This is a genomic window from Candidatus Villigracilis proximus, from assembly GCF_016717045.1.
GTDB classification, from domain to species: Bacteria; Chloroflexota; Anaerolineae; order Anaerolineales; family Villigracilaceae; genus Villigracilis; species Villigracilis proximus.
The window spans coordinates 36,520-62,390 of record NZ_JADJUO010000005.1 but is presented as its reverse complement, the minus strand read 5'-3'; the positions used below and the strand labels follow the sequence as shown (position 1 = coordinate 62,390).

Below are 25,871 nucleotides of genomic sequence, written 5' to 3'. Positions count from 1 at the left end.
GCCCCTATTTTTAAAAGTTGCGCAGTGCATCGAATCAAAAGAAAGAATTGAAAAGGAATATCACAATGAATATTCGTATTGTTACTGACAGCACCTGTGACCTGCCGGTTGAAATCGTGGCCAGACATAAAATTACAGTCGTCCCATTGCATATCAACGTGGGCGAAAAAACCTTTCTCGACGGCATAGACCTCTCACGAACCGAGTTCTACGATCAACTGCCCACATACGAAACTTCCCCAAAGACCGCCACCCCCGGCGTGGATGTCTTTACTCAAGCCTATGAACGTCTCGCTGAAGAAGGCGCGCAAGCTATTTTGTCCATTCACATCTCTGAAACATTAAGCGCCACAGTCAACTCGGCGCGCATTGCCGCCGAACAATATACCCGCATCCCCGTCACCGTACTGGATTCGAGTCAACTCAGCCTTGGCACCGGTTTCCTCGTTGAAAAAGCCGCTCAACTTGCACAGGCTGGCAGCAAATTAGATGAGATCATTTCCGCGCTTCAGGAAACAATGAAACGCACCTACGTTTTCGCATCTTTGAAAACTCTCGAATACCTGCGCCGCAGCGGACGAATGAATTTTGCCATCGCAAGGTTTGGAGAAATCCTACAGATCAAACCCCTGCTGCACATGAACATGGGCAAAGCCACCGCACACCGCACCCGCACGCAAAAAAAAGCAACGGCGCGTTTGCTTGGCTGGTTGACCGAATACGCCCCCTATGAAAAACTTGCCATCCTTCACGCCGGAGTTCAGGAAGAAGCCGAAGCGCTTTACGAACAGGTACGCTCCTTCTTTCCGCAGGGTGAAGTCCCCATCGTTCAGATCACCCGGCCCTCGGCGCGCATCTTGGAATTGGCGCGCTCGGGTTTCTGCATCTCAAAGGAATAATTTATGTCATTCCTGAATCTCTGGCTCAACTCAGGCCTCGTCATTCTTGGCTTAATGACCGCGCTTTGGCTGCTTAGCCTCGCCCTCAAAAACTCCAGCATCGTCGATATTTTTGGGGCACGGGTTTCGTCATCACTTTCTGGGTCGGCACGCTACTGATCCCCGGCGAAATGAGTGCGCGCACCATTCTGCTTGGCATCATTACTACCATTTGGGGTTTGCGCCTATCGCTTTATATTTTCCAACGCAATCACGGCAAGCCCGAAGACTTCCGGTACGCCAAATGGAGAGAAGAAGCGGGCAAAGATTGGTGGTGGCGCAGTTTTTTCAAGGTCTTCCTGCTGCAAGGTATTTTATTGTGGATTATTTCCACTCCGCTTTTGGCGACGCAAACGGGCAGCGCATCAAACTCCGCTCTGGCCTGCTACGACCTCATCGCAGCAATTATCTGGCTGACAGGCTTCGCCTTTGAAGCTGGCGGCGATTACCAACTGGCACGTTTCAAAGCGGACCGGGCCAACAAAGGCAAATTACTCACCACCGGCTTCTGGAGCGTTACACGTCACCCGAACTATTGGGGCGACGCGGTTCAATGGTGGGGCTTCTATCTGCTGGCCCTCATCAGCGGTGCATGGTGGACGATCTTCAGTCCGCTCATCATGACCTATCTATTAAGAAATGTCTCTGGTGTCGCCATGCTTGAAAAATCATTGAAAGACACAAAACCCGGCTACGCTGAATACATCGCAAACACCCCATCATTTATGCCGCGCATACTTCCGCGCAAAAAGAGGTAAACCCATGAAACTCGCAAAAACCATTTCCACTCTCGGTATGCTCGCCATGACCACAGTTCTCATCTACGGCTTCACCGTCGGTGACTTTTTCGGCGAAGGCAGCAAATTATTTGCCATGCCGTGGGGCATCGTCTCGCTCGTTGACCTATACACGGGCTTCACCCTCTTTTCCGCATGGATCATCTACCGTGAAAAATCCCTGCCAATTGCCATCCTCTGGACAATTGCCATGATGACTCTGGGCTTCTTTGCCGGCAGTTTATATGCTTTCCTCGCCCTGCAAAACAGCGGAGACGATTGGCGTAAATTCTGGCTCGGGAAACATGCCTGAAAAAATAAATGCAGAAACGCAAGCCCAGCCTAATAAATGGCTTGAACTACTTGAAGAACTCCGCACTGTCTTTGCAGGGCGCAATTCTTTTCTAGATGCAATTCTTCCACCGATCATTTTTCTGGTAATCAATGGTCTGATCAGTTTTCAAGCCGCGATGTGGAGCGCGTTGACTGTTTCAATTGTCATCGCAATTGCGCGAATTATCCGCAAACAATCTTTGCTATATGCACTGGCAGGTGGGAAGTGTAGCCGTCGCAATCGGAATCGCATGGTTTCTTGGAAAATCAGAAGGTTTCTTTCTCCCCAGTCTTGTCAGCGGAAGTATGACTCTGCTTCTGGCAGTCGTCAGCTTAATGATCCGCCGTCCCAAGGACAAGTTACCTCGCCCGCCGCTGGCCTTTGGACTGGTACTGGCATCCGCTGGTACGGCCTGCCTATAGTGAAGTGACCTTCGCATGGACGATCTTCTTTGCGGCCCGCTTGTTCCTGCAATTTTCATTGTTCGAGAATCAAAACGTCAACTCACTGGCAATCACCAATTTCATCACTGGTTGGCCTGCAACAATCTTATTGCTGATACTCAGCTACTTATACGGAACATGGCGGCTTGCCCAACTGCGCGGTCCCAGCGTGGATGAATATCGCGAAGACACCCCTGCCCCGTGGAAAAGTCAACGGCGCGGGTTTTGAAAATATTACAAGGAAAAAAATGATCATTCAAATTCTACAAATCATCGCAGCAATTGCCACTGTTCTGACGGGATTGATTTCCCTCTTCAAGCCAGAATCAATTACGGGCTTTACGGGCCTGCGTCCCGAAGGCGGACGCGGCATCACCGAGATCCGCTCCATATTGGGCGGACTCTTCATCGTGTTGGGTGTATTTCCATTGGTAGTTAACTCTCCAGTCGCTTATATGATGTTGGGCGTCACCTATCTGGGCATCGGACTCGTCCGCGCTGTTTCAATGTTCGTGGATAAATCTGTTGTCCAATCAAATGTGATTAGTCTGGTTGTTGAAATTGTTTTCGGCATCATTTTGGTCATTTCATTATGAGCCGCGCCGAGCTCAACAAACCCGCCTCAAATTTTACATTAACCGATTTCAATGGACAGGAAGTCACTCTCGCAAGTTTTCAAGGCAAAAAGAATATTCTTCTTGTTTTCAATCGCGGATTTGTCTGACCGTACTGCCAAAAGCACATGGCGCAGTTGCGCCACGATTACGACAAATTTACAGCACAAGACACCGAAATTCTGGTAATCGGACCCGAAAACTCAGCCGCCTTTTTAGAGTACTGGCAAAAGCACGATCTTCCATTCGTTGGTCTGCCAGATCCGAAACATACGGTACTGAAACTTTATGGACAGGAAGTTAATCTCTTCAAATTTGGCCGTATGCCAGCACAGATCACAATTGATAAAAAAGGAATCGCGCGTTTTGTCCACTATGGACATGATATGACCGATATTCCATCCAATGAAGAAATTCTCGGTCTTCTAAAAATAATGAATGAAGAAGAATATGCCAAAAATTAAAGACAAGATCGTTGTAGTGACCGGCTCCACCCGTGGATTTGGCTACGCCATCGCAGAGTCGTTTCTCGAAGCAGGTGCAACTGTCGCCGTTACCGGAAGAAGCCAACAGGCGGTGGATGCCGCATTGGCCAGTCTCCAGCCCAAAGGTCGCGTGAGCGGATTCGTGATGGACGTCCGCGAAGAGCAACAAGTCTACAAACTGGTTGAAGATGTCGTTAAGGAATTTGGTCACATTGATGTTTGGGTTAACAATGCGGGCTACTCAAACGCAGGAGGCATGATGCTGGACATGAATCCGCAGGACGCATTGGATATGTTCATGTCAAATGATTTTGGTCTGCTGCAATGTACACAAGCGATTATGCATTACATGTTGCCACGCAAGCAGGGTTTGCTGGTCAACATTTACGGTAATGGAAGTTTCCTGCGCCCCGCATCTCCCACCGGACTTTATGGAGCAACCAAGGCGTGGGTCACTTCATTCACGCGCAGCCTTGCCACAGAGCTCAAAGACAGCGGCATACAAATTTTAGGATTCAGCCCGGGCATGATGACGACAGATATGTTGACCAGTCCCATTGTGGTTGGCGAGCGCGGCAAAGAAATGCTGAAAAACTTCGGCTTTGTTTTGCGCTTTCTTGGGCAGCCCGCCAAATATGCCTCAGACAAACTGGTAAAAGCAGTTGCAAGTAACCGCAAAGAATTTTCCGAAATCAAATTATTCAAACCGTGGACTCCCCTGCTCGGCCTGATCCGCGTGGGCTGGGAGAACATCACAAAGACTGGAAAAACCCCTGAGTTCGAGTTGCATTATCAGGAAGCCTATCAATCCAAATATTTAAACACGAAGGACTCAAAGTAAAACATGAATAACAAAAGACTCTTCTCCATTATTTTAGTAGTATTTATTGATCTACTCGGCTTCAGCTTAATTCTGCCATTACTTCCATATTACGCAGAAACTTTCAGCGCCAACCAAACCACCACCGGAATTTTGATCGCATCCTACGCAGTCATGCAATTGATTGGCGCTCCAATTCTTGGCCGACTCTCAGACCGCTTCGGACGCCGCCCCGTTTTGCTGCTCAGCGTCTTTGGCACCTTCCTCGGCTTTTTGCTGCTCGGCTTCGCCAATTCCCTGTGGATGTTATTCGCCAGCCGCATTTTAGATGGTTTAACAGGCGGCAACTTAAGCGTTGCCCAAGCCTACATCTCCGATGTGACTGATGAAAAATCCCGCTCAAAGGGACTCGGTATGATCGGCGCGGCTTTCGGCCTCGGCTTCATCATTGGCCCCGTCACCGGCGGATTACTCAGCCAGTGGGGCTACGCGGTGCCTGCTTTTGCGGCTGCTGCTATTTCCTTCATCAATCTCATCCTGATCTACGCCTGGCTTCCTGAATCACTCACCGAAGAAAAGCGCAGCCAGATGACCGAGAAACGCCCCGCCGTGACTTTGAATGCCTTGATTGTTGCCTTCAAGCGTCCGTTCACCGGTTCGATTCTCATCACTCGTTTCTTCTTTGGGTTGGCCTTCGCGATCTTCCAAACCATCTTCTCGTTGTATGCGCTGGCAAAATTCAATCTCACCGCACGCGACACCGGTTTTGTATTGACCTACGTTGGCGTGCTCTCAGTCATTGTACAAGGCTTTCTTGTTGGCCGTCTTACCAACCGCTTCCGTGAAGATTTACTGATCACTGTCTCAGTGGTCTTAATGGGAATCTCCCTGCTCGGCTGGGCGCTGGCTCCCTCTGTGTTGTGGCTTTATATCATCATGACCCCCACCGCCCTCTCCGGCGGATTACTCAACACGCTGCTTTCCAGCACACTGACCAAAGCCGTAGCGCCACAGGAGATCGGCGGTATTCTCGGGCTCTCCGCCGCAGTTGAAAGTTCCACACGTATCATTGCCCCGCTTCTTGGCGGCGTGTTGTTACAACAAGTGGGCACATGGGCGCCCGGAATATTCGGCGCAGTGGTCATGGTGGGCGTCAGTGTTTATGTATTCATCACCATCTACAACAATCCCATCGTTGCCACATTCAAACAGAATAAACCTGCACCAGTTCCTGTATCGGATTAAATTATTCAAAAAATATTAGACACAAAGTCGCAAAGGCACGAATACACAAAGTTTTTTTCTTAGTGACTTCGAGACTTTGTGTCTTTGTGGTTATCGCAATTTTCAAGGAGTTGAATCATGCCCGATAACATCACCCGTTACGAATTACCCCCAGCCGGAATCACCCTGCTTGGCTACGTGGTACGCCGTATGCACAAAACACAATGGCTGATGTCTGTCCCTGCATTGCTTGCTGAAAACAAAAGCGACCAGGCCCTCGCGCAGATCGCAAAGTATGCGGTCACATCTTCAACTTCATTTGGTCCCGCCTACTATCAGCCACAATTCAACTCACAAGGCGCAGAGATCACCGAAGCAGACCCGATGACAGGCGCAGTGGTCACCGCAAAATTGGTTTCCACATCGCCGCATTATTTCATCACCTACACCGCCGCCATGCCCAATGGTGACATCTTCTCCGGCAGTGAAGAGATCACCGGCACCACCGTTGGCCTGCGCGGATTGGGCATGCCCGCCCCCTCAAAATTTTAATTTCAAATCAGGAAATTATTCCGCCGATCTGACGGGCGTTCTCACCAGCGAACTCGCGCTCTCGCTGATTGGCCGCACCCGCATCCGCGCTTATGGATTTCTGAATTTCAACGACAACGTAAACAACACCGGCAAGTTGACCATAGACCGCAACAACAAAATTACCATTGAAATTAACAACATGGAATTTGCATGACTTCGATCTGGTGGATTCGCCGCGACTTAAGGCTGACTGATAACCCAACGCTTCATTCCGCGCTCGAGCCTGGTGACGTGCTCCCGGTCTTTATCATCGACCCGGCATTTTCCTCCCAATCTCCGCGCCGACGAAGTTTTCTCTACGAAGGGCTTTTCTCTCTGCACAAGAATCTGCAAACCCGCGGATCGTATCTCATCATCCGCACAGGCAAACCCGTGGACGTGTTGCGCCAGTTGATTCAAGAAACCAATGCAACCGCCATCTTCGCCGAAGAAGATTACACACCCTACGCCCGCAAACGCGACTCACTTGTGGCAAGTCAACTTCCACTGCAACTGATCCTTGGTCAAACCGTTCATCATCCTGAATTCGTCAAAAAAGCGGATGGCAAACCTTATACGATCTACACACCATACTCAAAAGTATGGAAGTCGTTGTTGCAGGAAATAAAATTAATCCCTGCGCCAAAAACCATCAACACGCCCGCAAATATTTTTCAGAACCCTTGCCGGAATTTGTGAGCAATCCACTTTTTCCGGCGGGCGAAAAAGAAGCATTACGTCGCCTCAACCAATTTACCAACTCCCAATCTACCAACTCCCCATCCACAGATACGCCGAAGCCCGCAACCGCATGGACTTGGACGGTACATCTTCGCTTTCACCTTATCTGCGCTTCGGAATGCTCGGGCTGAGACAAGCTGTCAGAACGGCGCAGCAGGCTCAAGGTCAGGGGCGAAGCGCGGAAGAAAAACACGGAGCAGAGATCTGGCTGAACGAACTCATCTGGCGCGAGTTCTATATCCAAATCCTATATCAATTTCCGCGTGTCAGGCAAAACGCATTCAATGCTTCACTTGCAAATATTCAATGGCGCAACAATGAAGCAGAATTTAGCGCGTGGAAAAATGGATTAACTGGAATGCCCATCGTGGACGCGGCCATGCGCCAACTAAAAGAAATCGGCTGGATGCACAACCGCGCGCGCATGATCGTTGCGTCTTTTTTGGTGAAAGATCTGCTGATCGACTGGCGCTGGGGCGAAGCGTGGTTTATGGAAAATCTGCTCGATGGCGATCTGGCGGCCAACAACGGCGGCTGGCAATGGACAGCCGGCACAGGCACCGACGCCGCGCCGTATTTTAGAATCTTCAACCCCATTTTACAAAGTGCAAAATTTGACCCCGATGGAAATTACATCCGCAAGTGGGTTCCTGAATTGCGCGGGCTGAATGCAAAAGAAATTCACGCGCCGTGGGAAAAAGATATTAAAGTAAATGGCTATCCTGAAAAACCGATTGTAGATCGCGGCCTTGTCAAAGAAAGAACGATGAACGCTTACAACCTGTCGAAAGAGAAAGCAAAATGAACGGAAATAAAAAAGATGTATCCATTCCAATGAGCGCAGCGACAAGCAAATCTTTGCTGATCGCAGTACCGATCGCGGTCATTCAGATCGTGCCCTTCTTTTTGCTGCATGGATACCCCGCAATTCCGGCCAGCGCGAATATGACCCTGTATGCATTGGCACTCTTGCTCGGCATTCTGGAGCATGAGTTGATTCATGTATTCGCATGGGCACTTTTTGCAAAGAAACCATTTTACGCAACATCAAACCAAACACGCTCGTGGAAGATCATCCCACCAACGCGGGCTGTTATTACCTACTTGCAAAGTAGCTTTGTAAACCCACACCGCCAAGCGGGCTTGTCGGCGAGTTTGCGGGCCCGGATTAATCGGGAGAAATAAACATGAAGAAAAAATCTGCGCATTATAGGAATTATTTTAATTCTTCTCATTCTTATCATTACGATCGGACCATTTTCGATTCCGGTGCCGCCGCTTGAAAACACAAAAACAATTGAAGAGCTGACAGACGCAGACAGCAAATTCATCGAACTCAATGGAGTCAACGTCCATTACAAAACATGGGGCAAGGTGAACCTGTTTTTATTTTGCTGCATGGATTTGGCGCGAGCCTGTTCTCATGGCGGAGTGACAGAGCCGTTATCAAAAGTTGGAACCGTCATCGCTACGACCGCCCCGCATTCGGGTTGACCGAACGTCCACTTGAATGGCAGGGTGAAAGTCCATATGGGCCGCAGGCGCAGGTGGATATCGTCATCGCATTGATGGATGAACTGAAGATTGAAAAAGCGATTCTGGTTGGTAACTCGGCCGGCGGCACGGTTTCCATGCAGGTCGCATTGCAGCACCCCGAACGCGTGCAAGCCCTGATCGTTGTCGACGCCGCTGTTTACGCGGGCGGCGGCGCGCCAGCCTGGAGCAGGTCCATTTTGAAAACACCGCAAATGGATCCGTCGGTCCGTTGATTGCCGTCAACTTCAGGCGCAGGGAACTGAGTTTCTAAAAACTGCTTTTCACGATCCATCAAAGATCACGCCCGAAATTTTTGCGGGCTATCAAAAACCGCTTCAAGTTGAAAATTGGGACAAGGCACTTTGGCAGCTCACAGTCGCCAGCCAGGAAAGCGGATTGGCCAAACGGGTGAGCGAAATCACAATGCCGGCATTGGTCATCACCGGCGACGATGACCGCATTGTCCCCACCGAGCAATCGCTGCGCCTCGCGCAAGAACTTCCCAACGCCACATTGAACGTCATCGCCCAAAGCGGACATCTGCCGCATGAAGAAAGTCCGCTTGAATTTATGCAAGCCGTGACCGATTTTCTTTCCACACTCCAATGACTCAACCTCTCTCACCCGAAACCGGCCGCGCTGCAATGCGCGCATTGATCAAAGAAAAATCTCCGCTTGGCCCGTTGAAAGTGATGGCGCAGCATGTTGGCCGTTTCTTTCAAATTCCAATTCCCGGCTTTCGCCCGTATGTTGTCTTTGGCCCCGAATTTGTGCGCAAGGTTTTGGTCACCGAGCGCGAGAAGGTCACATGGCGCAACACAGATCCCGTCACCGATTATCTGGATCGCGGCGTATTGATCGTGGACGGTGAAGAACATGACCGCTATCGCAAATTGATGGAACCCCCGCTTCATCCTGCGCGGTTGGCTGGTTATACCCAAATGATGATTTCCCAAGCTGACAGAGTCACCTCCCAATGGCAAAATGGTGAGACAGTGGATATGCTGGTCGAGAGCCGCAAAATTGCACTGCTCATCATCATGCAGACTCTATTCAGCAAAGATGTCTGGGACGATCTGCCGCGCATCTGGAATCCGATTCTCAAAGCCATCGAATACATCTCCCCCGGCGGCTGGATCATCTGGCGCAACATGCCACGCTTTGGATTTCGCAAACCGTTGAAAGTGTTGGATGATTATTTGTTTGAGATTATTGAGGAAAGAAGAAAGAAGAAAGATGAGTGGAAAGTAGAAAGTGGAACAAGCGACCTACTCCAACATTTAATTGACGCCGGCTTAACGGACAAAGTCATCCGCGACCAGATGTTGACGATGATGATCGCCGGGCATGATACATCCACAGCATTGCTGGCCTGGGTATTTGCCTTGCTGGGTCAACACCCTGAAACGCAGACTCAACTTTTACATGAAGTGGATACACAGGAAAAATCCGCTTTGCTCGATCATGTCATCAAGGAAAGTTTACGGCTGTATCCGCCGATTCATATTGGCAACCGGCGCATTGCCGAAGAAATGGATTTTGACGGCAACAAAGTCCCAAAGAATGAGCGCCTGTTCTACTCGATCTACCTCACCCACCGCGACCCGTCCATCTGGGAAAACGCCGAAGATTTCTGCCCCGAACGCTTCGCCCACGGACGTAAGACTCCGCCCATGAGTTACATCCCATTTGGTGGCGGTCCACGGGCCTGCATTGGCGCGGCATTCGGTCAGGCTGAAGCGCGGGTCGTCATGACACGTTTACTGCAAACCCACACTTTTGAATTCACCGGTCACAAAGTCCACGCTCACATGGGCGCAACACTGGAGCCAAGACCCGGAGTGATGATGAAGGTGATGAGAAGAGCAGGTATCAGTTGACAATTGGTAGTTGACAGTAAGCAGTCATCAATTTACCAATCTACCAACCATCAACCACTAACCATCAACCATCAACCACTAACCATCAACCACCCACCACCTATGACCTATTTCGGATTCCTCTTACGCTTTCTCATCCTTCCCATCATCCTATTTCTTATCATCACATGGTGGGACAATAAAAACAACAAACCCACTCCCGGCTTCCAAAATGGACGGGCTGTGTGGATTGCGATTGTTGTCCATGTGATTTTGGCTGTAGTCTACACCACGCCCTGGGATAATTATCTCGTGGCAACCGGCGTGTGGTATTACAACCCCGCGCTCGTGACAGGCATCGTCTTTGGCTATGTGCCCATTGAAGAATATACTTTCTTTATTGTGGAAACTATTCTCTCAGGTTTGTGGTGGTGGTTTCTTGCTCGAAGAATTTCTGAGCCGAAAGAAAATTTCCAGCCATCAAAGTCCGCGCGGATTGTTGCTGCTGTGATCTTATTTATTGTATGGGTAATTTTCACAGCCTTGTTCTTCAGCGATAACCAACCCATCACCTATTTATCCATCACGCTTTTTTGGGCATTGCCAGCCATCTTCCCGCAATTACTATATGGCGCAGATATTCTCTGGTATTACCGCAAACTTGTCTTTCTCGCGATCTTCATTCCGGGCACTTATCTTTCATTGGCTGATATTATTGCGCTCAAAGATACAACCTGGGCCATCTCGCCGGCACAAACCACGGGTATTCTCTTCTTCGGCATTCTTCCGCTTGAAGAAGTGGTTTTCTTTTTTATCACTAACATTCTGATTGCCTTCGGCATCACCCTGCTACTATCCAACATTGGGCGGCAGCGCTTCAATGATTGGAAATCAAATCACTACAAAGGACTCCCATGAAACTCGATCAATTTGAAAAACAACAATATTTAAACGTCGAAACCTTCCGCAAAAACGGGCAGGGATTAAAACTCCGGTCTGGTTTGTGCAGGATGGAGAAGCGCTTCAAGTCTGGACCCAGGCCGGGTCGGGCAAAGCCAAGCGGATTCGCAACAATGGCACGGTCCGCGTTGCGCCTTCGACAGCCTCTGGTGAACCCACCGGCGAGTGGCAGGACGCACACGCCAAAACAGACGAATCTCCCCGAATCCATCAAACACGTGGAAACATTGATGAAGAAAAAATACGGCGTCATGTTCTACATCTTCGGCTTCATCGGCAGAATGCGCGGCGGAGCAAAATATACCGCCATCAAAATTCAGGCATAATATAAAAAGGAGCCGCAGTTTTGCGGCTCCTTTTTATATTAATTAACTGCCATTACGCAGTAAACAATCCTGAAGGGTGGCACCCCCCCCCGGGCCCCTCTGTTGGACGATTTTTTGCGTTGATTCTAGAATCATTTCACTCCTTCGGAGTTATACTGCGCAGGGTGAGTTAATTAACCCGAGTTGCTACTTTTAGGGCAAGAGCCTTTATAAGACTGTTTTGAACCACTGAGGCGCAGGGTTCGCGGAGTTTATGGCTTTTTCTCTGTGCCCTCCGCGATGAAATTGAATAGGGTGGCAACTTAAATTAATTATTTACCAGATCGTGAATCCATTTGCGTGACCTGAATCTCCAACTGCTGACAAAGGCTTTGGCAAGTTCTTCAAGCATGACCATCAGATATACCAAATACACGGGGAGATGCAACACAAAAGCGCCGATGTATGCGGCGGGAACGCCGATCAACCAGATCGAACAAATTTCCATCAGCAACGCAAAGCGGGTGTCACCGCCGGCACGCAGCGCGCCGATAAAGGTTGAGAAGTTGAACATGCGGATCCATAAAGTGGACGCCATCACCAGCAGCAGCCAGCGGACATTATTCTCGCCGCTTGGTGAAAGGTCATATAAACCGACCACAACTTCACGCAAAAGAATAATGATCAAACCAACAGCCAGAGCAAAAGCCACACCTAAAATAATTACCCGCCGGACAATTTCATAGGCTTCATCTTTACGTCCCGCGCCGATGCGGTTCCCCACCATTACCGCGCAGGCATTACCCAGCCCGATAAAGACAACAAAGCCAAGCTCCTCGATCGTCGCGTTGACGTTGATCGCAGCAATTGAGTCTGTGCCGAGATGGGCGTAGATGGCGTTATAAGTTGTGATGCCTAATGACCAGAATAATTCGTTGGCAACAGCGGGCATCGCAGTGGTAAATACGCGCAAAAAGAAAGGCATGTCGAAGGAGAAGAATGTCAACGGGTTGGCGGCGAGGGGAGTCTTCTGGGTGTAGATTAAGATCAGGAGCAGAACCAGTTCCAAAGTCCAGCCTGATGCGGTGCCGATGGCTGCCCCACGCACACCGAGCGCGGGAAGTCCGGCGATGCCGAAGATCAATCCATATCCCAGAATCGTTTTGAAAATTAATGCTGTAATGGTGGCAACGACAGTAAGTCGAATGAGTTGAATGCTGCGCAAAACTGCAATGTATGAAGTGGCAATGGCAACGGGAATATAGGAGAAGCCAACGATGCGAAGATAACTACTGCCAAGGCTGATGACTTCGGCATCTTTTGTGTAAAAGCCAAGCACTCTTTCGGGCATGAGAGTGGCGGCGAGTGTAAAGATGAACGCAACAGCAGTGGAGAGAAGCAGACTCATCCCCAACACTTTACGGATCGGTTCGATCTCATGCTTGCCCCAAAATTGCGCGGTGAAGATCGCCATGCCGCTGGTCGCGCCAAAGAGGATCAAAATTAACACAAAGAAAACCTGGTTGGATAAACCCATTGCGGCAATGGAAGTCTCACCCAGTTGCCCGACCATGATCACATCGATCATGTTAAGCGAGGCATTGATGAGTTGTTGAAAGGAAATGGGAATTGCGATCACAAGCAATTCACGGATAAACGAACGGTCTTTGAGAAAAGTTAATGACATGGGATTATGAAAGAGGAAAGGGCAAAGAAAAAAGTCGGCGGCTCCCTTCGGTGACCGCCGACTGGTTACTGATGACTATTCACAGATTACTGATCTTCAGGCGCATCGCGGACAATATATAACGGTCTGCCTTTGGCTTCATCATATAAGCGGCCAATATATTCACCGAGAATACCAAGCGAGATCAACTGCACACCGCCCAGGAAAAGCACTGAAACCAGCGTGGTGGTTTGACCTTCAAAGAAGTGTGAGCCAGCCAAACGCAGAATGGCAACCAGAGGAATGGCAAGGATCGAAACACCGGCAGAAAAGAAACCAAAATATGTCGCCACCTGCAAGGGGAAATATGAAAAGCCTGTGATGGCATTCAATGCAAGTTTCAGCATCTTGCGGAAAGGGTATTTGGTCACACCTGCCACACGCGCTGCGCGTTTGTAGGTGACACCGATCTGCCTAAACCCAACCCAGGCTGACATGCCGCGCGGGAAGCGATGGCGTTCCTTCATCTGCTTGAGCACATCCACGACCTTGCGATCCATCAAACGGAAGTCTCCCGTGTCCACGGGGATTTTCACATCGGTGATGCTGTAGATCAAACGATAGAACATGGCGGCGGTAAATTTCTTAAACCATGATTCGACTTCACGCTCACCACGGACAGCATACACAACTTCGTAGCCTTCCTTCCATTTTTTGGCGAGTTCGAGGATCACTTCGGGCGGATCCTGCAAATCTGCATCAATGATGACGATCGCATCGCCACGCGCATAATCCCAGCCGGCGGTGATGGCAACCTGATGACCAAAATTGCGCGCAAAGATCACAGGCCGCACCGTTTTATCTGCCTGGGCCAACTCACGAATTTTGTCTGTTGAACCGTCTGTTGAGCCATCGTCCACGAGGATAAGCTCCCACGGTTCGCCGGAGGAATCCATCACTTCTTTAACACGGCGATACAACTCAGGGAGGTTATCTATCTCATTATAGATGGGAGCAATGATCGAATAAGTGATTTTCATAAATCCTGTTTCGGGACTTCCTTTTTATAGATTTTTAGCTGCCGCCTTGTCTTTATCTTTTCCGGCGGAGTCACAAATTGTTTGTCATCTTCAGCGGCAAAGGGAGATAATCCCAACACACGACGGCGCAAGTATTCCATAATCACAACCACCGAAGCCAGAAGCGGCACGATCAATAATGCGCCCATGATTCCTTCAAGGATCGTGGCGATCATAATCGAAATGAAGATCAACCCTTCATTCATGTGCAGGCTGCGTCCCATGATGATCGGACGCAGGAAAAAATTCTTTAAGTTGATCAATACCAGATAAGTCAGGCCGACGATACCAGCCACCCAAAAATTTGAAAGTGGAATCCAACTGGAGCCTTCCAACAAAGCCACACCCATGGCGAGCCCGGCCGCCAAAAAGGGACCCACATCTGGAATCAAGGTAAATAAGCCCGCCAGAACTCCCAGCACCAACGCACCTGGAATGCCAAGGATTAACCAGGCCACCGTGAACACCACCCCCACCACCACCATCAACACGATCTGTCCGCGCAGATAAGCCATCCACACATTGCGCAGGCGCTTGTATAACTCATGCATATCCTGATGATAAGGCTCCGGCGCAAGTTCGATCATCCACTCGCGCATACGCGGCCATTCGCTCATAAATAAATGCACACTGACCAGAATCACCAAAAACCACAAAACATTAACTGAAGTTGTCTCCAGTAAAGCCAGCGCCTCTTCCGGTAATGGCGTGAGCATCGATTCTTGAAAATGTCCAAAACTTTCGCCCAGTTGTTCAAAATGGAAAACCATGCCGCCAACCTGTACCGGCTGTATAAGCGCAACACTGATCTGTTTTGAAAGATCAAGCAGATCGCTGGCGACAATCTTTATTTCATCGAAAAAGATCGGTGTCAATATTGCAGGCACACCCACCAACACGATCAATGCAGAAAAATAAACGATATTCACCGCAGCCGTTCGCGATAATTTTGTACTGTGCATCAACATCGTCACAGCCGGACTGATCAAATACGCCGCGAAGGCAGCGATCACCAGCATCTTTGTCGCTTCACGCGCATAGATCAACAAGGCGATCACAGCCACAAAAATAACTGCGGCCACTACATAACGAAAGCTAAGACTCCATTGATTGCTTTTCATAAAACCTTTTTCACAGCCTCTAAAGTTGGTTCAATGATCGGAGCAGACTGAACAGCCTGCATCGCCGCGCGGACATCTTTGAGTCCGCTACCTGTATTCAGCACGAGGACGGGGTCATCGCTTCCTACCGCGCCCGAGCCTGTTGCTTTTACCAAACCGGCATACGCCGCAGCCCCGGCAGGTTCGGGAAAAATCCCCATGCCGCCGAGTTCGGCAATTGCCTTGATGATCTCCTCATCGCTGACAGTAATATACGTCCCGTTGGTTTCCTTTGCCGCCCGCACCGCACGGACTCCATCACGCGGCAGGTCCACTGAAATGCTGTCTGCGATTGTGGTTGCAGAGACGGGAGTAATAATTTCAGTGTTGGCATGAAACGCATTTGCAATCGCGGCAGACCCTTCGGCTTGCACGCCAACAATGCGCGGCATGTTGGGAATCCAGCCTAATGCGAATAGATCCTTGAATCCTTTATGGATACCGGAAATAATATTACCATCCCCGACAGAAACAAAAATAGATAATGGAGAGTGACTATCCAACGGGCTGTCTTTTTTATGCCAGTCACGATGAGCCTTCTCCCACCACTCCCAAATTTCAAAAGCAGCAGTCTTCTTGCCTTCCAATGTAAATGGATTGTAGCCTGTGTTGCGGCAATACCAACCGAATTCATTCGCGGCTTTTACGGTCAGATCAAAGGCATCATCATAGGAACCATCCACCAGAATGACTTTCGCGCCGAAGATCAGCAATTGCGCCACCTTGGCCTGCGGTGCAGACTTGGGCGCAAAGATGACAGCCTTCTGCCCCACCGCCGCCGACATGCCCGCCAACGCCGCGCCCGCATTCCCCGTGGACGCAGTCACCACTACTTTGGCTTTGAGTTCACGCGCGCGAGTCACAACGACAGCACTGGCACGATCCTTAAAAGAAGCCGTGGGATTTCGTGACTCATCCTTCAGCCAGAGATGCTTGAGGCCTAATTTATCTGCCAGTCGTGGCAGAGCAAATACGGGCGTCCAGCCTGCGGCGTGTAAGGGAGTAGAGTCACCCGCAGGTTCATCCACAGGCAAAAGGGGCAGATACCTCCAAAGCGAGGATTCAGTCCGCGAGGTGATATCTTCGGGCTGAAACTTCTTCTTGATGGCTTCATAATCCAGAACGATATCCAGATTGCCGCCATCCTTCGGACAGGTATAGGTAACCTGCCCTTGAAGATATTCCGCACCACAAAGCGAGCATTTATAGCCAGTGAAGTTTTTCATAACGGCGTAATTTTACCCGATATAAAGAAAGACCTCCGAGACAGTTGCGTCCCGAAGGTTTGAAGTGTTAATCTGTATCAAAGGGCACACCCAGCGCCGCGGGCGGAGATGCCCGCATGGCACGCAGGGCCTTTGCAAATATTTTGCGCGCGTTCTCAGGCATGGCCGCGAGCGTGCGTTCGACCCATTCGGCGTTACCGATGTTGACAAGCAACAGTGTGAGGATCATCAATGGGAAGGGCGCAACCTGCAAAACCTGTGATGGGACTTGTGTAAATACGCCTTGTAACACCAAGCCCAGCCATTGTAAAAAGGCAAAGAGATATGCGCCAAACGCGGCACGTGATGGATTCCAACCGCCAAAGATGGTAATGGACAGGGCGATCCAGCCGATGCCGTCGAGGCCAGAGATGGTTCCCATCCAACCAGCACGGATAGCGAGTGAATACGCGGGACCAGCCAACCCGATCAATGCGCCGCCGATCATGGTGTAGACATAGCGCATCAAATTGACATTCGCACCGCGAATAAATGCAGCGGCAGGTTTTTCACCAATGCCTTGCAACATCAACCCGGGACGTGTGCGATAGATCCAGACCCAGGCAAGAAAAATCGCAATAAAACTGACGTAGGTGATGAAATCCTGCTTGAACAAAAGCGTGCCAACAATTGGCAGATCACTTAAAAACGGGATGGGCAGCGATTGCAAACGCGGACCAGCCTGCCCCATGTAGGGATTACCGAGAAAATAGGAAAGGTCACGACAAGTCAGTGCGAGTACAAATCCAACCGCCACCTGAGATTGTTTCAGTGTAATACTGGCAAAAGCCACAACCAGAGCCACCAGCGCACCGATCAACATGCCGGCCAAAAAGCCAAGCACAATGTTATCGGTGTTATAGGCCACGGCAAAACCACCCATGGCAGAAAGCAGAATCGTGCCGTTCATTGAGAGATTGATCACTCCAGCACGCTCGGAAAATGTTTCACCCAAAACTGCAAAAATAATGGGAGCAGCAGCCGCAAGTACACCAGCCAGACCAACGAGAAGGTTTTCCTGATTCATAATTTTCTCATGCCTTCTTTACGAATTTCTGCCGCGCGCCTTCCATCAATAAAACGAAAAGCACCAGCACGCCCTGTAAAACGCCAGCGAGTGATGAATCCAGTTTCATGACGATGGGCAGTTGAATACTTCCGATGTTCAAAGCAGCGAAGAACAAAGCGACCGGCACAGCCCAGATCGCCTGGTAATTAATCAGCATGGCTACCATCAAACCAAGGTATCCATATCCACTTGAAATGGAGGGGATCAAACGATGGTAAACAGCGGTCACCTGCATGGCTCCCGCCGCACCCGCCAATGCCCCGCAGATCAAAAACGAGTACATTGAATATTGCCAGGTGGGAATTCCCAACAAATACGCCGCGCGGAAGTTTTTGCCGACGGCTTTAAGTTTCAAACCAAAGTATGTGCCCTGCAAAATAAAATACACGAACACGATCCCTACCACTGCAATGCCCAAAGCCCATAAACTAATCCGCAGTTCGGGAACCTGCGGCAATGAAAAATGATCGGGGAAAGGTTCTGTGCCGCTCATGGAGGCCACGCCATCACGCTTCCACGGGCCGAAGATAAGATACAAGGTCAACGCGGTGGAGACAAAATTTAAGCCCAATCCGCCGAAGATCTCATTCACGCCGCCAAATGTTTTTAACAGGCCAGCCAACGACGCCCATAAAGCACCGCCGATCATGCCGCCCAAAATCGCCAGTGTAATGATCAAAGCAGGCGGCAGCGTACTATCAACAAATACACGTAACACTCCAGCCGTTGTGATCGCACCGAGCACGATCTGACCTTCCACACCAATATTCCATAAGCCGGCAGAGAAGGTGATTAACAAACCCGCTGTCACAAGCAATAGCGGCACAAAGGTCACAAGCACTTCGGCGAACTTTCGCATCGAACCGAAGGAGCCTGTAAACATATTATTAAACGCTTCCATCGGAGATGCGCCGGCAGAGATCAGGATCAACGAAACAAATCCAAGCGCAAGTACGAAGGCGATCAATTGAAAAAGAACCGCGCCCAAACGACCTTTAAGCATGGCTGCCTCCCTTCTCAGGCCAACCCTTGCCGCCGATTAACTGGCCGAGTTGTTCAACACTGGTCGTGGCCGCATCAATGGGAGGTGAAACTTTGCCGCTAAAGAACACTAGCACACGATCGCTATATTGCAATACTTCCTCCAGGTCTGAAGAAATAAAAATGATCGCCGCGCCCTGTTTGCATCTTTCCTTCAGTTTCGCCCAGATATAGATCACAGATTCAATGTCCAATCCGCGGGTGGGATGTTCGAGCAGGATCATTGAAAGTGGAGTTTGTAACAACGCAAGTTCGGCGCGTTGTTGATTACCACCCGAAAGCGATTCCACTGTACTCAGCGGTGTACCGCGAATGTTAAATGATTTGATGCGATCCTCTGCAAGTTTTTCGCCCGCAGCACGGTCAATAAAAATCCCTTTGGGTTGTTCGGCCAGCACAAAATGATCAGTGAGACTCAAGCCGGGGACTAATCCCTCTTCTAGACGCGCCGCCGGCAGGAAGTTGACTCCTGCATTCTTAAAGGTGTGATACGACTTGCCGGTCAGGTCGTGACCTTTGAGCTGCACCCGGCCTCCGACTGGCCGCACCAACCCCGAGCAGGCGCGGATGAACATGCCCTGCCCCGAACCTTCCAGACCAGCGAGGCCGATCACTTCACCAGCACGCAGGTCAAGGCTTACATCTTTTATCTTTAAGCGAACATCTTCGAGGGATATATTTTTAAGTGAAAGAATGGCATCACCCACTTCAGCGGTTAGGCGCTCGCCCAAAGTCACTGCTTTGCCGAACATCATTTCGACCAGTTTGGTGGTGCTGAATGGAGGTTTCATTTCGCCCACCAATTCACCAGCCCGCAGAATGGCAACCTGACTGCACAAATGCTCCACATCTTCAAGTTTATGAGAAACGAAGATGACGGTCATACCTTGTTCAGCCAGTATTTTTAGTGTGGCGAATAGTTTTGTTTTTTGTGAAGCGCTGATTCCAGTGGTTGGCTCATCAAGGATGAGGATGCGCGCCCCCAGCCACAACAGACGTATGATTTCAAGTTGTTGACGCTCACCCACAGTGAGCGAGTCGACGTAACTGTCCGGGTCGAGGGAAAAATCAAATTTTTCAGCGAGCAGGCTAAAGTCACGGGCGACTGCGGTGCGGTTGGGGAAAAGTCCGCCGGAGCGTCCAAGTAAAAAATTATCAAGTACGCGCATTGGCGGAAAGTCCAATGGGTCTTGATGAAGCATTCCCACGCCAACATGAATCGCATCAGCGGGTGAATGAATGGTGACGGGTTTACCGTCTAAAATAATTTGACCGCCGGAATCAGCTTGAATAAATCCTGAAAGGATCTTCATCAAGGTGCTTTTTCCGGCGCCGTTCTCCCCCAAAATTCCCTGGATCGTGCCTGCGGGAATGGCGAGATTGATCCCCTTGTTGGCATGGGTCTTGCCAAAGTGTTTATGAATGTTTTTGAGTTCGACGTTCATGGGCGTTGTGGGACTCCATGATACAAAAAATGTAGGGGCGCGATAACCGCGCCCCTACAAAAACGGGATCTACTTATTCGGCAGCGCTCAAGCCTTGCATGCCTTCGAGCAGCTGAGGCAGGTACCAGATCTGCTGGTCGGTAGCTTCTTCACCATCAGCAAGATAAGGTGTTCCATCCTGAAAATTAAGCGGGCCAGCGAACAGGTTGAGGCCACCAGCCAATTCATCGGCAAAGGCATCAACAGTGGCGGCAGCATCTTCGCTCAAAGCAGGACCATTCACAAAACCGACAGCGGAAGTATCGGGGTTGTTGATATCAGCCCAATCGGGGCTGGCCCAAATGAATTGAGATTCCCATGTACCATCCTGTGCGGAGGAAATCGCCTTGAGGTATTCAGGACCCCAGTTGAAATATGGCACACCGATACAAACTTCAGGAGCGGCATCACAAGCGGCGACATAGTCATAAGCCACACCATAGGAAGGTGTACCTTCGCTCATGAGTTTCTGAGCTTCACCAAGATTGACGGGGTTGTCGATACCAGAGATGACAACATCATAACCGGTGGTGTAGAAATCATTGGAAACCTGAACGGGGTCAAGAGTAACACCAGGGATGTTGAACCAGAAACCGATCCATGTTACTTTGAATTCCAAACCGGCAGGATCATTACCAGCCTGTTCCCAGCAATGCTTCGCGCCAAGATAAGCGGAGGAAGCGAGGCGGCGGGTTTCGTCATTGATCAATGGTCCGAGATAACCGATCTTTCCGGTATCAGTGGTGAGGGCGGCGGCACAGCCAGCCATCATCTTGCCATATTCCATGCGGCCCATGATATTGGTCAGATTGGGGATTTCTTCGTAGATATTGCCTTCAGGCCAAACCTGATCACCGGAAGCCATGATGACAAATACATCGGGATTGGCTTTGGCGAAGGTGGTCGAGGCATCTTTCATGTCATCAGAGTTAAAGATGACAAGTTTGGCGCCCTGGGCAACCAATTCTTCAGCGAGCTGATCGGGGGTGGTGCCGGGGCGATCGGCGGGATTTACCTTATCGAGGTAAACCATCTTGGCACCAAGTTTTTCTTCGAGGTAGAGATTTGCCTTATAATGAGCCTGGCTCCAACCATTGTCATTATAGGGGCCGACCATCAATAAACCGAAAACAAACTGTTCAGCAGCGGGTGCTTCTGTGGCGGCAACAGGTGCTTCGGTCATGGCTGGGGCTTCAGTGGCATCAACAACGGGGGCTTCAGTTGCAGCGGGAGTACCACCACAAGCCGAAAGGACGAGCATGAGGGCCAGAGCGAACATGGCCAAACGAGCAAAATTCTTACGCATTCTTCTTCTCCTTATTCAAATTTGAGTTTGACGAACAAAACGTACAAAGGTGATCTGTGCCGAGACTTCCTTTATAGTTGTCTAAACAATTCTACCAGAGGTTAAAATTTTCACCACTAAGGCATACACTCAAATTTACTTCGGACTCCATCCAGAGTCTTTTTTTGCAGAGAGGTATTTTCAGTTTCTTTTTCGATACGGTCCCATAGTTTACATAAAAGCGGACCCACATAACTTTTCGATACCTTGTAAGAATTCTGAGACAATTCTACCGCTTTTTCCCAATCTGCTGTATGAGCGTATCCTTCAATGAAAACAAACCTCTCAATCGGGTCATTAGGATAGTCGCCCAGCGCAAAAGCGTCATCGCCCAAATGGGTAACAGTTTCCCAGTCACCCATTTGACGTGCAAGATCAGCCTTTTGGAAATAATAGCACCAGCCGTGTTCGGGTTCAGGGCCATATACATCGGGCATACGCGCAGTGGATTCACTTAATATCGGCACAGTGGATGATAAAAACGCGGCATCGCGCAATAAAGAATCTTCAGGGATCAAACGATTTTCGCCATCGATCTCAGGATCAAGCAAACGCAAACAACGCGGCGGTGAATAATAAAAGACAACAGTCTGCGATGTGTTGCCGTGAAATTTTCCGGCCAGAAAATCATAGTCCACTGGCTGATTCAAATTAAAAGATAAATATTCACGGTTCGTGGGATAGAACAAAACATAATCCACAACATCAGTGTGATTATCAGGCGCGTAGACCCAATTCAACGCGGCACCCAACGAATTATCTGCGTAGTATTTCAAGTCTTCGTTTATCAAAACCATCGTATTCTTTTCAAGACCGGGTGCGCGCCAGGTCATCTGCCAGAATAGATTTTTCTGGTATGTCCAATCACGGCGGAATTCATTGGCCCACAAAAATTGACGTCCTGCTGCGAGCGCAACAAATGCAACCACAACCGCATACTTTATTTTTACCGGGATCAATTCCAACAAACCGGCGAATACAAAACTTGCGCCGAGCAAAAAAGATAAGGTGGCACGATTTGCAGGATAACCTAAAGAGACGGGAACATTCGTCAGCCAGAAAGGCGGACCGCCCAACAAGAGCATGACGACGCCCAGGGCGATTATCCAGCCAATTTCCCGTCCGCTTCTTTCTTCGACTTGAGCCTGCTTCTGCTGCCCAAACATGACCAGCGCCCCGACAGCGACCATCACAACCGAATAGATCAAAGTAATGCGCGGACCATCAACAGACGGGTTCGGGAATTGGAAGATCAAGGCCCACGCCGCGCCGGTGACTGTCCACAGACTGGTGAAGATATTTTGCAAAAGCAGGATTATGGTTGCAACGGGCGCATCCACCAGTTGATCTTTAATACTAAAGCCATACACCTGATTATTGAAGATGAAGATACGTGATAAAACTGCCAGCACAAAAACTACCAGATAGGGCGTCCACAGTTTCAGGGTGCGGATGATGCGTTCTTTGGGGGAAGAAACAGTTTGAAGCGATGTCCAAATGATAAAGGGACGAATTAATTCAAGGACGAAGAAATATTCCATCATCCAAAGATTGAGCGCAGAAAATATTAAGGCGGGGATGGTCTTGCCGCGCAGCATGAGAAAAAAAGAAATCAGGAAGAAAAAGAAGACGATGAAGAAATGGCTGTAAAGATAACTTCCCCACTGTTGATTGAAACCCGGATACAACAAAAACAACAAACTTAATGTGAGTGCAAATTTTTCACGCTGTGGGAATAATTGTTTAACCGTGGCCCACAATGTGACCGCCCCAGCCCAGCGCCAGAACAAAGCGAAGACCTGCCAGTAGATCGGCACATGCGGAAGAATGCGCGTGGTGACCTGATACAGCAAGGCCCAAATGGGACGGTTGGTTGAGAAATATTTTGTCATCGCCTCCACGCCCAATTGATAGCGGATCCACGACATGGGCAGGTCATCCCAATAAAAGCCAAGCTGTGGGATGAGCAAGCCATAAGCGAGGATGGCGGCAAAGAGGAGGGTGATGGATGGATGAATTTTTTTCATATTATGTTTTTGCACGGGCAGATAAATCTGCCCGTGCAAAATTTATTTATCGAACGATCCTTGTGCCGGTTTCGCCTTTCAGCGCGCGGCCAATATTTTCGGGATTGGTGATAAGCGCTTCCTTGCCGCCGTTTTCGAGGAACCAGATCACAGCCTGTATCTTGGGCGCCATGGAACCTTTGGCAAAATGTATGCCTTCGGCGAGATAGGCTTTGGCTTCGGCCAGAGTTATTTTATCAAGCCATTTCTGTTCAGGCTTGCCAAAGTGGACAGCCACTTTTTCAACCGCGGTGGAGATCACAAACAGATCGGCTTCAAGTTCGCGTGCCAATAACGATGAAGCATAAGCTTTATCTACAACTGCGGCAATGCCTTCGTAGTTTCCGTCACCGGGATCAACGACGGGAATTCCACCGCCGCCAACTGTGATGGTGACGATGCCTTTTTCGAGTAGGGTTTGCACGGTTTCCAATTCAACGATCTCTTTCGGCATGGGCGATGCGACCACACGTCTCCAGCCGCGACCGGCGTCTTCGATCACGCTCCAGCCCTGTTCACGCTGACGACGATCGGCTTCCTCTTTGGTCATGAATCCGCCGATTGGCTTGGTCGGTTTTGCAAAAGCCGGGTCAGCTTTATCCACCAGTGTTTGCGTAACAATCGTTACCACTTTCTTCTTGATGCCGCGCTGATAGAGAATATTTTGCAGGTTTTGTTGAAGGGCATAACCGATGGCGCCCTGACTATCCGCGCCGCACACATCCAATGGGACTTCGTGCATTCCTTCAACACGAGCGGCGATCTCTGAACGCCTGAGAATGAATCCAACCTGCGGACCGTTTCCGTGGCCGATGGCTACTTCCCAGCCCTGCTCGATCATATCCGCAATATGTACGGCGGTTTCTTTTGCAGCTTTGTATTGACTTTCAACACTTACATTTTTTTCATCGACAATGAGTGAATTACCGCCAATGGCGATTACAGCGAGTTTGTGGGTCATGGGCTCTCCTTAAGAAAAGCAGTGAGAAGGAAGAAGTAAAAGTAGCTGGAGAAAATTGACTGCTTTTTACTTCTCACCTTTTACTTTTTACTTTTTACTTTCTACGACATCGTCAACGCCATGACGGCTTTTTGCGCGTGCAGGCGGTTTTCGGCTTCGTCAAATACCACTGACTGCGGACCATCCAGCACGCTGCTGGTGACTTCGACATCACGGTCAGCGGGCAATGGGTGCATGTAGATGGCGTCCTTGTGGGCGACCTTCAGTTTGTCATCATCCATGATCCAGTTCTTATACATGTCCTGAAGTTTCTTGCCTTCAACCTTGTCGGTGGTGGTCAACAGCGGACCCCATGACTTGGCGTAGATCACATCGGCATCTTTGCAGGCTTCCTTCATGCCGTCTTTGGTGTCAATGATCTCAAAGTTTGTGCCGGCGAGTTGAGCCTGTTCTTTGGCCTGCTCCACGATTTCGGGCATCAGCGGGAATTCAGGCGGGTAAGCTAAAGTGACATCCATGCCAAAGCGCGGCATTTGAAGGATCAAAGATTGAGGAACAGAGATTGGCTTGAGATAAGAGGCGGCATATGCCCAGGAAACGACGATCTTCTTCTTGCGCAAGTCCTTGCCCTTCTTTTCCATAATGGTCATCAAGTCCGCGAGGCATTGGAAGGGATGATAAATATCGCATTGCATGTTCAAGACAGGGGCGCGGGAATTCTTTGCCACTGCGTTCAAATATTTGTTGCCGTCGCCGTAGTCACAGTGACGAATGGCGATGCCATCGAAGTAGCGGCCAAAAATTTCGCCGATTTCCACGGGGGTATCGCCGTGTGAAATTTGTGTGGTGTTGCTGTCAATGAAAGCGCCGTGACCGCCCAACTGCGCCATGCCGGCTTCGAACGATCCACGGGTGCGGGTGGACGAGAAGAAGAACAACATCGCCAGCGCCTTGTCTCGCAGGTATGGATGAGGCTCACCCATTGCGCGCTTGCGCTTCAGATCCCAGGCTACTTCCAAAACGGTTTCGACTTCCTCTTTTGTGAAGTCGAGATCGCCAATAAAATCACGACCGCGAAAATTTGTTTGCATAGTATTTAATCTCCTTTGATTTTTTTGTTACTGTGG

The 25,871-nt window shown here is 49.7% G+C and carries 31 protein-coding genes and 1 pseudogene; 21 read left to right on the top strand and 11 right to left on the bottom strand.

What is annotated here, in order from left to right; genetic code table 11:
- The first annotated feature begins 65 nt into the window (after positions 1-65).
- The 21 genes and pseudogenes from IPL71_RS06685 (at position 66) to IPL71_RS06590 (ending at position 11,629) form a co-directional block, all read left to right on the top strand.
- A complete protein-coding gene (locus IPL71_RS06685) occupies positions 66-899 on the top strand; it encodes a DegV family protein (protein WP_345320069.1) in 834 nt (277 codons plus the stop codon).
- A gap of 3 nt (positions 900-902) precedes the next feature.
- A complete protein-coding gene (locus tag IPL71_RS06680; RefSeq protein WP_345320067.1) occupies positions 903-1,058 on the top strand; it encodes a hypothetical protein in 156 nt (51 codons plus the stop codon).
- Between the two features lie 11 nt (positions 1,059-1,069).
- Positions 1,070-1,696, top strand: coding sequence for a DUF1295 domain-containing protein (locus IPL71_RS06675; RefSeq protein WP_345320065.1), 627 nt, complete (start codon positions 1,070-1,072; stop codon positions 1,694-1,696).
- Positions 1,697-1,700: 4 nt separating this feature from the next.
- The gene (locus tag IPL71_RS06670) at positions 1,701-2,027 is read left to right on the top strand and encodes a DUF1475 family protein (RefSeq protein WP_345320063.1); all 327 of its coding nucleotides are present in this window, start codon (positions 1,701-1,703) and stop codon (positions 2,025-2,027) included.
- 227 nt (positions 2,028-2,254) lie between these two features.
- Positions 2,255-2,470: a DUF3159 domain-containing protein gene (locus tag IPL71_RS06665; protein WP_345320062.1), complete on the top strand. Its 216-nt coding sequence runs from the start codon at positions 2,255-2,257 to the stop codon at positions 2,468-2,470.
- The gene (locus IPL71_RS06660; RefSeq protein WP_345320061.1) at positions 2,430-2,720 is read left to right on the top strand and encodes a DUF3159 domain-containing protein; all 291 of its coding nucleotides are present in this window, start codon (positions 2,430-2,432) and stop codon (positions 2,718-2,720) included. Before IPL71_RS06665 ends, IPL71_RS06660 begins: the two co-directional genes overlap by 41 nt.
- Before the next feature lie 19 nt (positions 2,721-2,739).
- Complete coding sequence (locus IPL71_RS06655) at positions 2,740-3,087, top strand: DUF4345 family protein (protein WP_345320060.1); 348 nt, start codon at positions 2,740-2,742, stop codon at positions 3,085-3,087.
- The gene (locus IPL71_RS25800; RefSeq protein ID WP_514130745.1) at positions 3,084-3,215 is read left to right on the top strand and encodes a hypothetical protein; all 132 of its coding nucleotides are present in this window, start codon (positions 3,084-3,086) and stop codon (positions 3,213-3,215) included. Before IPL71_RS06655 ends, IPL71_RS25800 begins: the two co-directional genes overlap by 4 nt.
- A 12-nt stretch (positions 3,216-3,227) precedes the next feature.
- Positions 3,228-3,569 (top strand): annotated as a pseudogene (locus IPL71_RS06650) (peroxiredoxin family protein); the annotation flags it as partial.
- The gene (locus IPL71_RS06645; RefSeq protein ID WP_345320056.1) at positions 3,556-4,431 is read left to right on the top strand and encodes an SDR family oxidoreductase; all 876 of its coding nucleotides are present in this window, start codon (positions 3,556-3,558) and stop codon (positions 4,429-4,431) included. The pseudogene IPL71_RS06650 and the gene IPL71_RS06645, both read left to right, overlap by 14 nt.
- Before the next feature lie 3 nt (positions 4,432-4,434).
- Complete coding sequence (locus IPL71_RS06640; RefSeq protein ID WP_345320054.1) at positions 4,435-5,655, top strand: MFS transporter; 1,221 nt, start codon at positions 4,435-4,437, stop codon at positions 5,653-5,655.
- A 117-nt stretch (positions 5,656-5,772) separates the two neighbouring features.
- On the top strand, positions 5,773-6,186 hold the full coding sequence (locus tag IPL71_RS06635; RefSeq protein WP_345320052.1) for a hypothetical protein: 414 nt from the start codon (positions 5,773-5,775) through the stop codon (positions 6,184-6,186).
- Positions 6,119-6,382, top strand: a complete 264-nt coding sequence (locus tag IPL71_RS06630; RefSeq protein WP_345320050.1) for a hypothetical protein — start codon at positions 6,119-6,121, stop codon at positions 6,380-6,382. The genes IPL71_RS06635 and IPL71_RS06630 overlap by 68 nt, the downstream gene beginning before the upstream one ends.
- Entirely contained in the window at positions 6,379-6,906 is a 528-nt protein-coding gene (locus IPL71_RS06625; protein WP_345320048.1) for a deoxyribodipyrimidine photo-lyase, read from the top strand. Before IPL71_RS06630 ends, IPL71_RS06625 begins: the two co-directional genes overlap by 4 nt.
- A gap of 112 nt (positions 6,907-7,018) precedes the next feature.
- A complete protein-coding gene (locus IPL71_RS06620) occupies positions 7,019-7,753 on the top strand; it encodes a cryptochrome/photolyase family protein (protein WP_345320046.1) in 735 nt (244 codons plus the stop codon).
- Entirely contained in the window at positions 7,750-8,133 is a 384-nt protein-coding gene (locus IPL71_RS06615; RefSeq protein WP_345320044.1) for a hypothetical protein, read from the top strand. The genes IPL71_RS06620 and IPL71_RS06615 overlap by 4 nt, the downstream gene beginning before the upstream one ends.
- 179 nt (positions 8,134-8,312) lie before the next feature.
- Positions 8,313-8,717, top strand: coding sequence for an alpha/beta fold hydrolase (locus tag IPL71_RS06610; protein WP_345320043.1), 405 nt, complete (start codon positions 8,313-8,315; stop codon positions 8,715-8,717).
- Positions 8,701-9,093, top strand: coding sequence for an alpha/beta fold hydrolase (locus IPL71_RS06605; RefSeq protein WP_345320550.1), 393 nt, complete (start codon positions 8,701-8,703; stop codon positions 9,091-9,093). Before IPL71_RS06610 ends, IPL71_RS06605 begins: the two co-directional genes overlap by 17 nt.
- Positions 9,090-10,364, top strand: coding sequence for a cytochrome P450 (locus IPL71_RS06600; RefSeq protein ID WP_345320041.1), 1,275 nt, complete (start codon positions 9,090-9,092; stop codon positions 10,362-10,364). The genes IPL71_RS06605 and IPL71_RS06600 overlap by 4 nt, the downstream gene beginning before the upstream one ends.
- 102 nt (positions 10,365-10,466) lie before the next feature.
- A complete protein-coding gene (locus IPL71_RS06595) occupies positions 10,467-11,261 on the top strand; it encodes a lycopene cyclase domain-containing protein (RefSeq protein ID WP_345320039.1) in 795 nt (264 codons plus the stop codon).
- Positions 11,258-11,629 carry a hypothetical protein gene (locus IPL71_RS06590; RefSeq protein ID WP_345320037.1) on the top strand — a complete coding sequence of 124 codons (372 nt, stop codon included), beginning with the start codon at positions 11,258-11,260 and terminating at the stop codon, positions 11,627-11,629. Before IPL71_RS06595 ends, IPL71_RS06590 begins: the two co-directional genes overlap by 4 nt.
- Positions 11,630-11,936: 307 nt before the next feature.
- Here IPL71_RS06590 and IPL71_RS06585 read toward each other — a convergent pair whose 3' ends face one another.
- From IPL71_RS06585 to IPL71_RS06535, 11 genes are all read right to left on the bottom strand, one after another.
- Entirely contained in the window at positions 11,937-13,295 is a 1,359-nt protein-coding gene (locus IPL71_RS06585; protein WP_345320035.1) for an MATE family efflux transporter, read from the bottom strand.
- An 86-nt stretch (positions 13,296-13,381) separates the two neighbouring features.
- Complete coding sequence (locus IPL71_RS06580) at positions 13,382-14,314, bottom strand: glycosyltransferase family 2 protein (RefSeq protein ID WP_345320033.1); 933 nt, start codon at positions 14,312-14,314, stop codon at positions 13,382-13,384.
- Entirely contained in the window at positions 14,311-15,474 is a 1,164-nt protein-coding gene (locus tag IPL71_RS06575; protein ID WP_345320031.1) for an AI-2E family transporter, read from the bottom strand. The genes IPL71_RS06580 and IPL71_RS06575 overlap by 4 nt, the downstream gene beginning before the upstream one ends.
- Positions 15,471-16,739, bottom strand: coding sequence for a threonine synthase (gene thrC / locus IPL71_RS06570; RefSeq protein WP_345320029.1), 1,269 nt, complete (start codon positions 16,737-16,739; stop codon positions 15,471-15,473). Before thrC ends, IPL71_RS06575 begins: the two co-directional genes overlap by 4 nt.
- Positions 16,740-16,806: 67 nt before the next feature.
- Positions 16,807-17,805, bottom strand: a complete 999-nt coding sequence (locus IPL71_RS06565; RefSeq protein WP_345320028.1) for an ABC transporter permease — start codon at positions 17,803-17,805, stop codon at positions 16,807-16,809.
- Between the two features lie 7 nt (positions 17,806-17,812).
- The gene (locus IPL71_RS06560) at positions 17,813-18,850 is read right to left on the bottom strand and encodes an ABC transporter permease (RefSeq protein WP_345320027.1); all 1,038 of its coding nucleotides are present in this window, start codon (positions 18,848-18,850) and stop codon (positions 17,813-17,815) included.
- Positions 18,843-20,333 (bottom strand): ABC transporter ATP-binding protein, encoded by a 1,491-nt coding sequence (locus tag IPL71_RS06555; protein ID WP_345320025.1) that lies wholly within the window; start codon positions 20,331-20,333, stop codon positions 18,843-18,845. Before IPL71_RS06555 ends, IPL71_RS06560 begins: the two co-directional genes overlap by 8 nt.
- Before the next feature lie 73 nt (positions 20,334-20,406).
- The gene (locus tag IPL71_RS06550) at positions 20,407-21,678 is read right to left on the bottom strand and encodes a BMP family lipoprotein (protein WP_345320023.1); all 1,272 of its coding nucleotides are present in this window, start codon (positions 21,676-21,678) and stop codon (positions 20,407-20,409) included.
- 116 nt (positions 21,679-21,794) lie between these two features.
- Complete coding sequence (locus IPL71_RS06545) at positions 21,795-23,744, bottom strand: hypothetical protein (protein WP_345320021.1); 1,950 nt, start codon at positions 23,742-23,744, stop codon at positions 21,795-21,797.
- Between the two features lie 46 nt (positions 23,745-23,790).
- On the bottom strand, positions 23,791-24,744 hold the full coding sequence (gene arcC / locus IPL71_RS06540) for a carbamate kinase (RefSeq protein WP_345320019.1): 954 nt from the start codon (positions 24,742-24,744) through the stop codon (positions 23,791-23,793).
- A 101-nt stretch (positions 24,745-24,845) separates the two neighbouring features.
- Positions 24,846-25,835: an ornithine carbamoyltransferase gene (locus IPL71_RS06535; RefSeq protein WP_345320017.1), complete on the bottom strand. Its 990-nt coding sequence runs from the start codon at positions 25,833-25,835 to the stop codon at positions 24,846-24,848.
- Positions 25,836-25,871 lie beyond the last annotated feature (36 nt).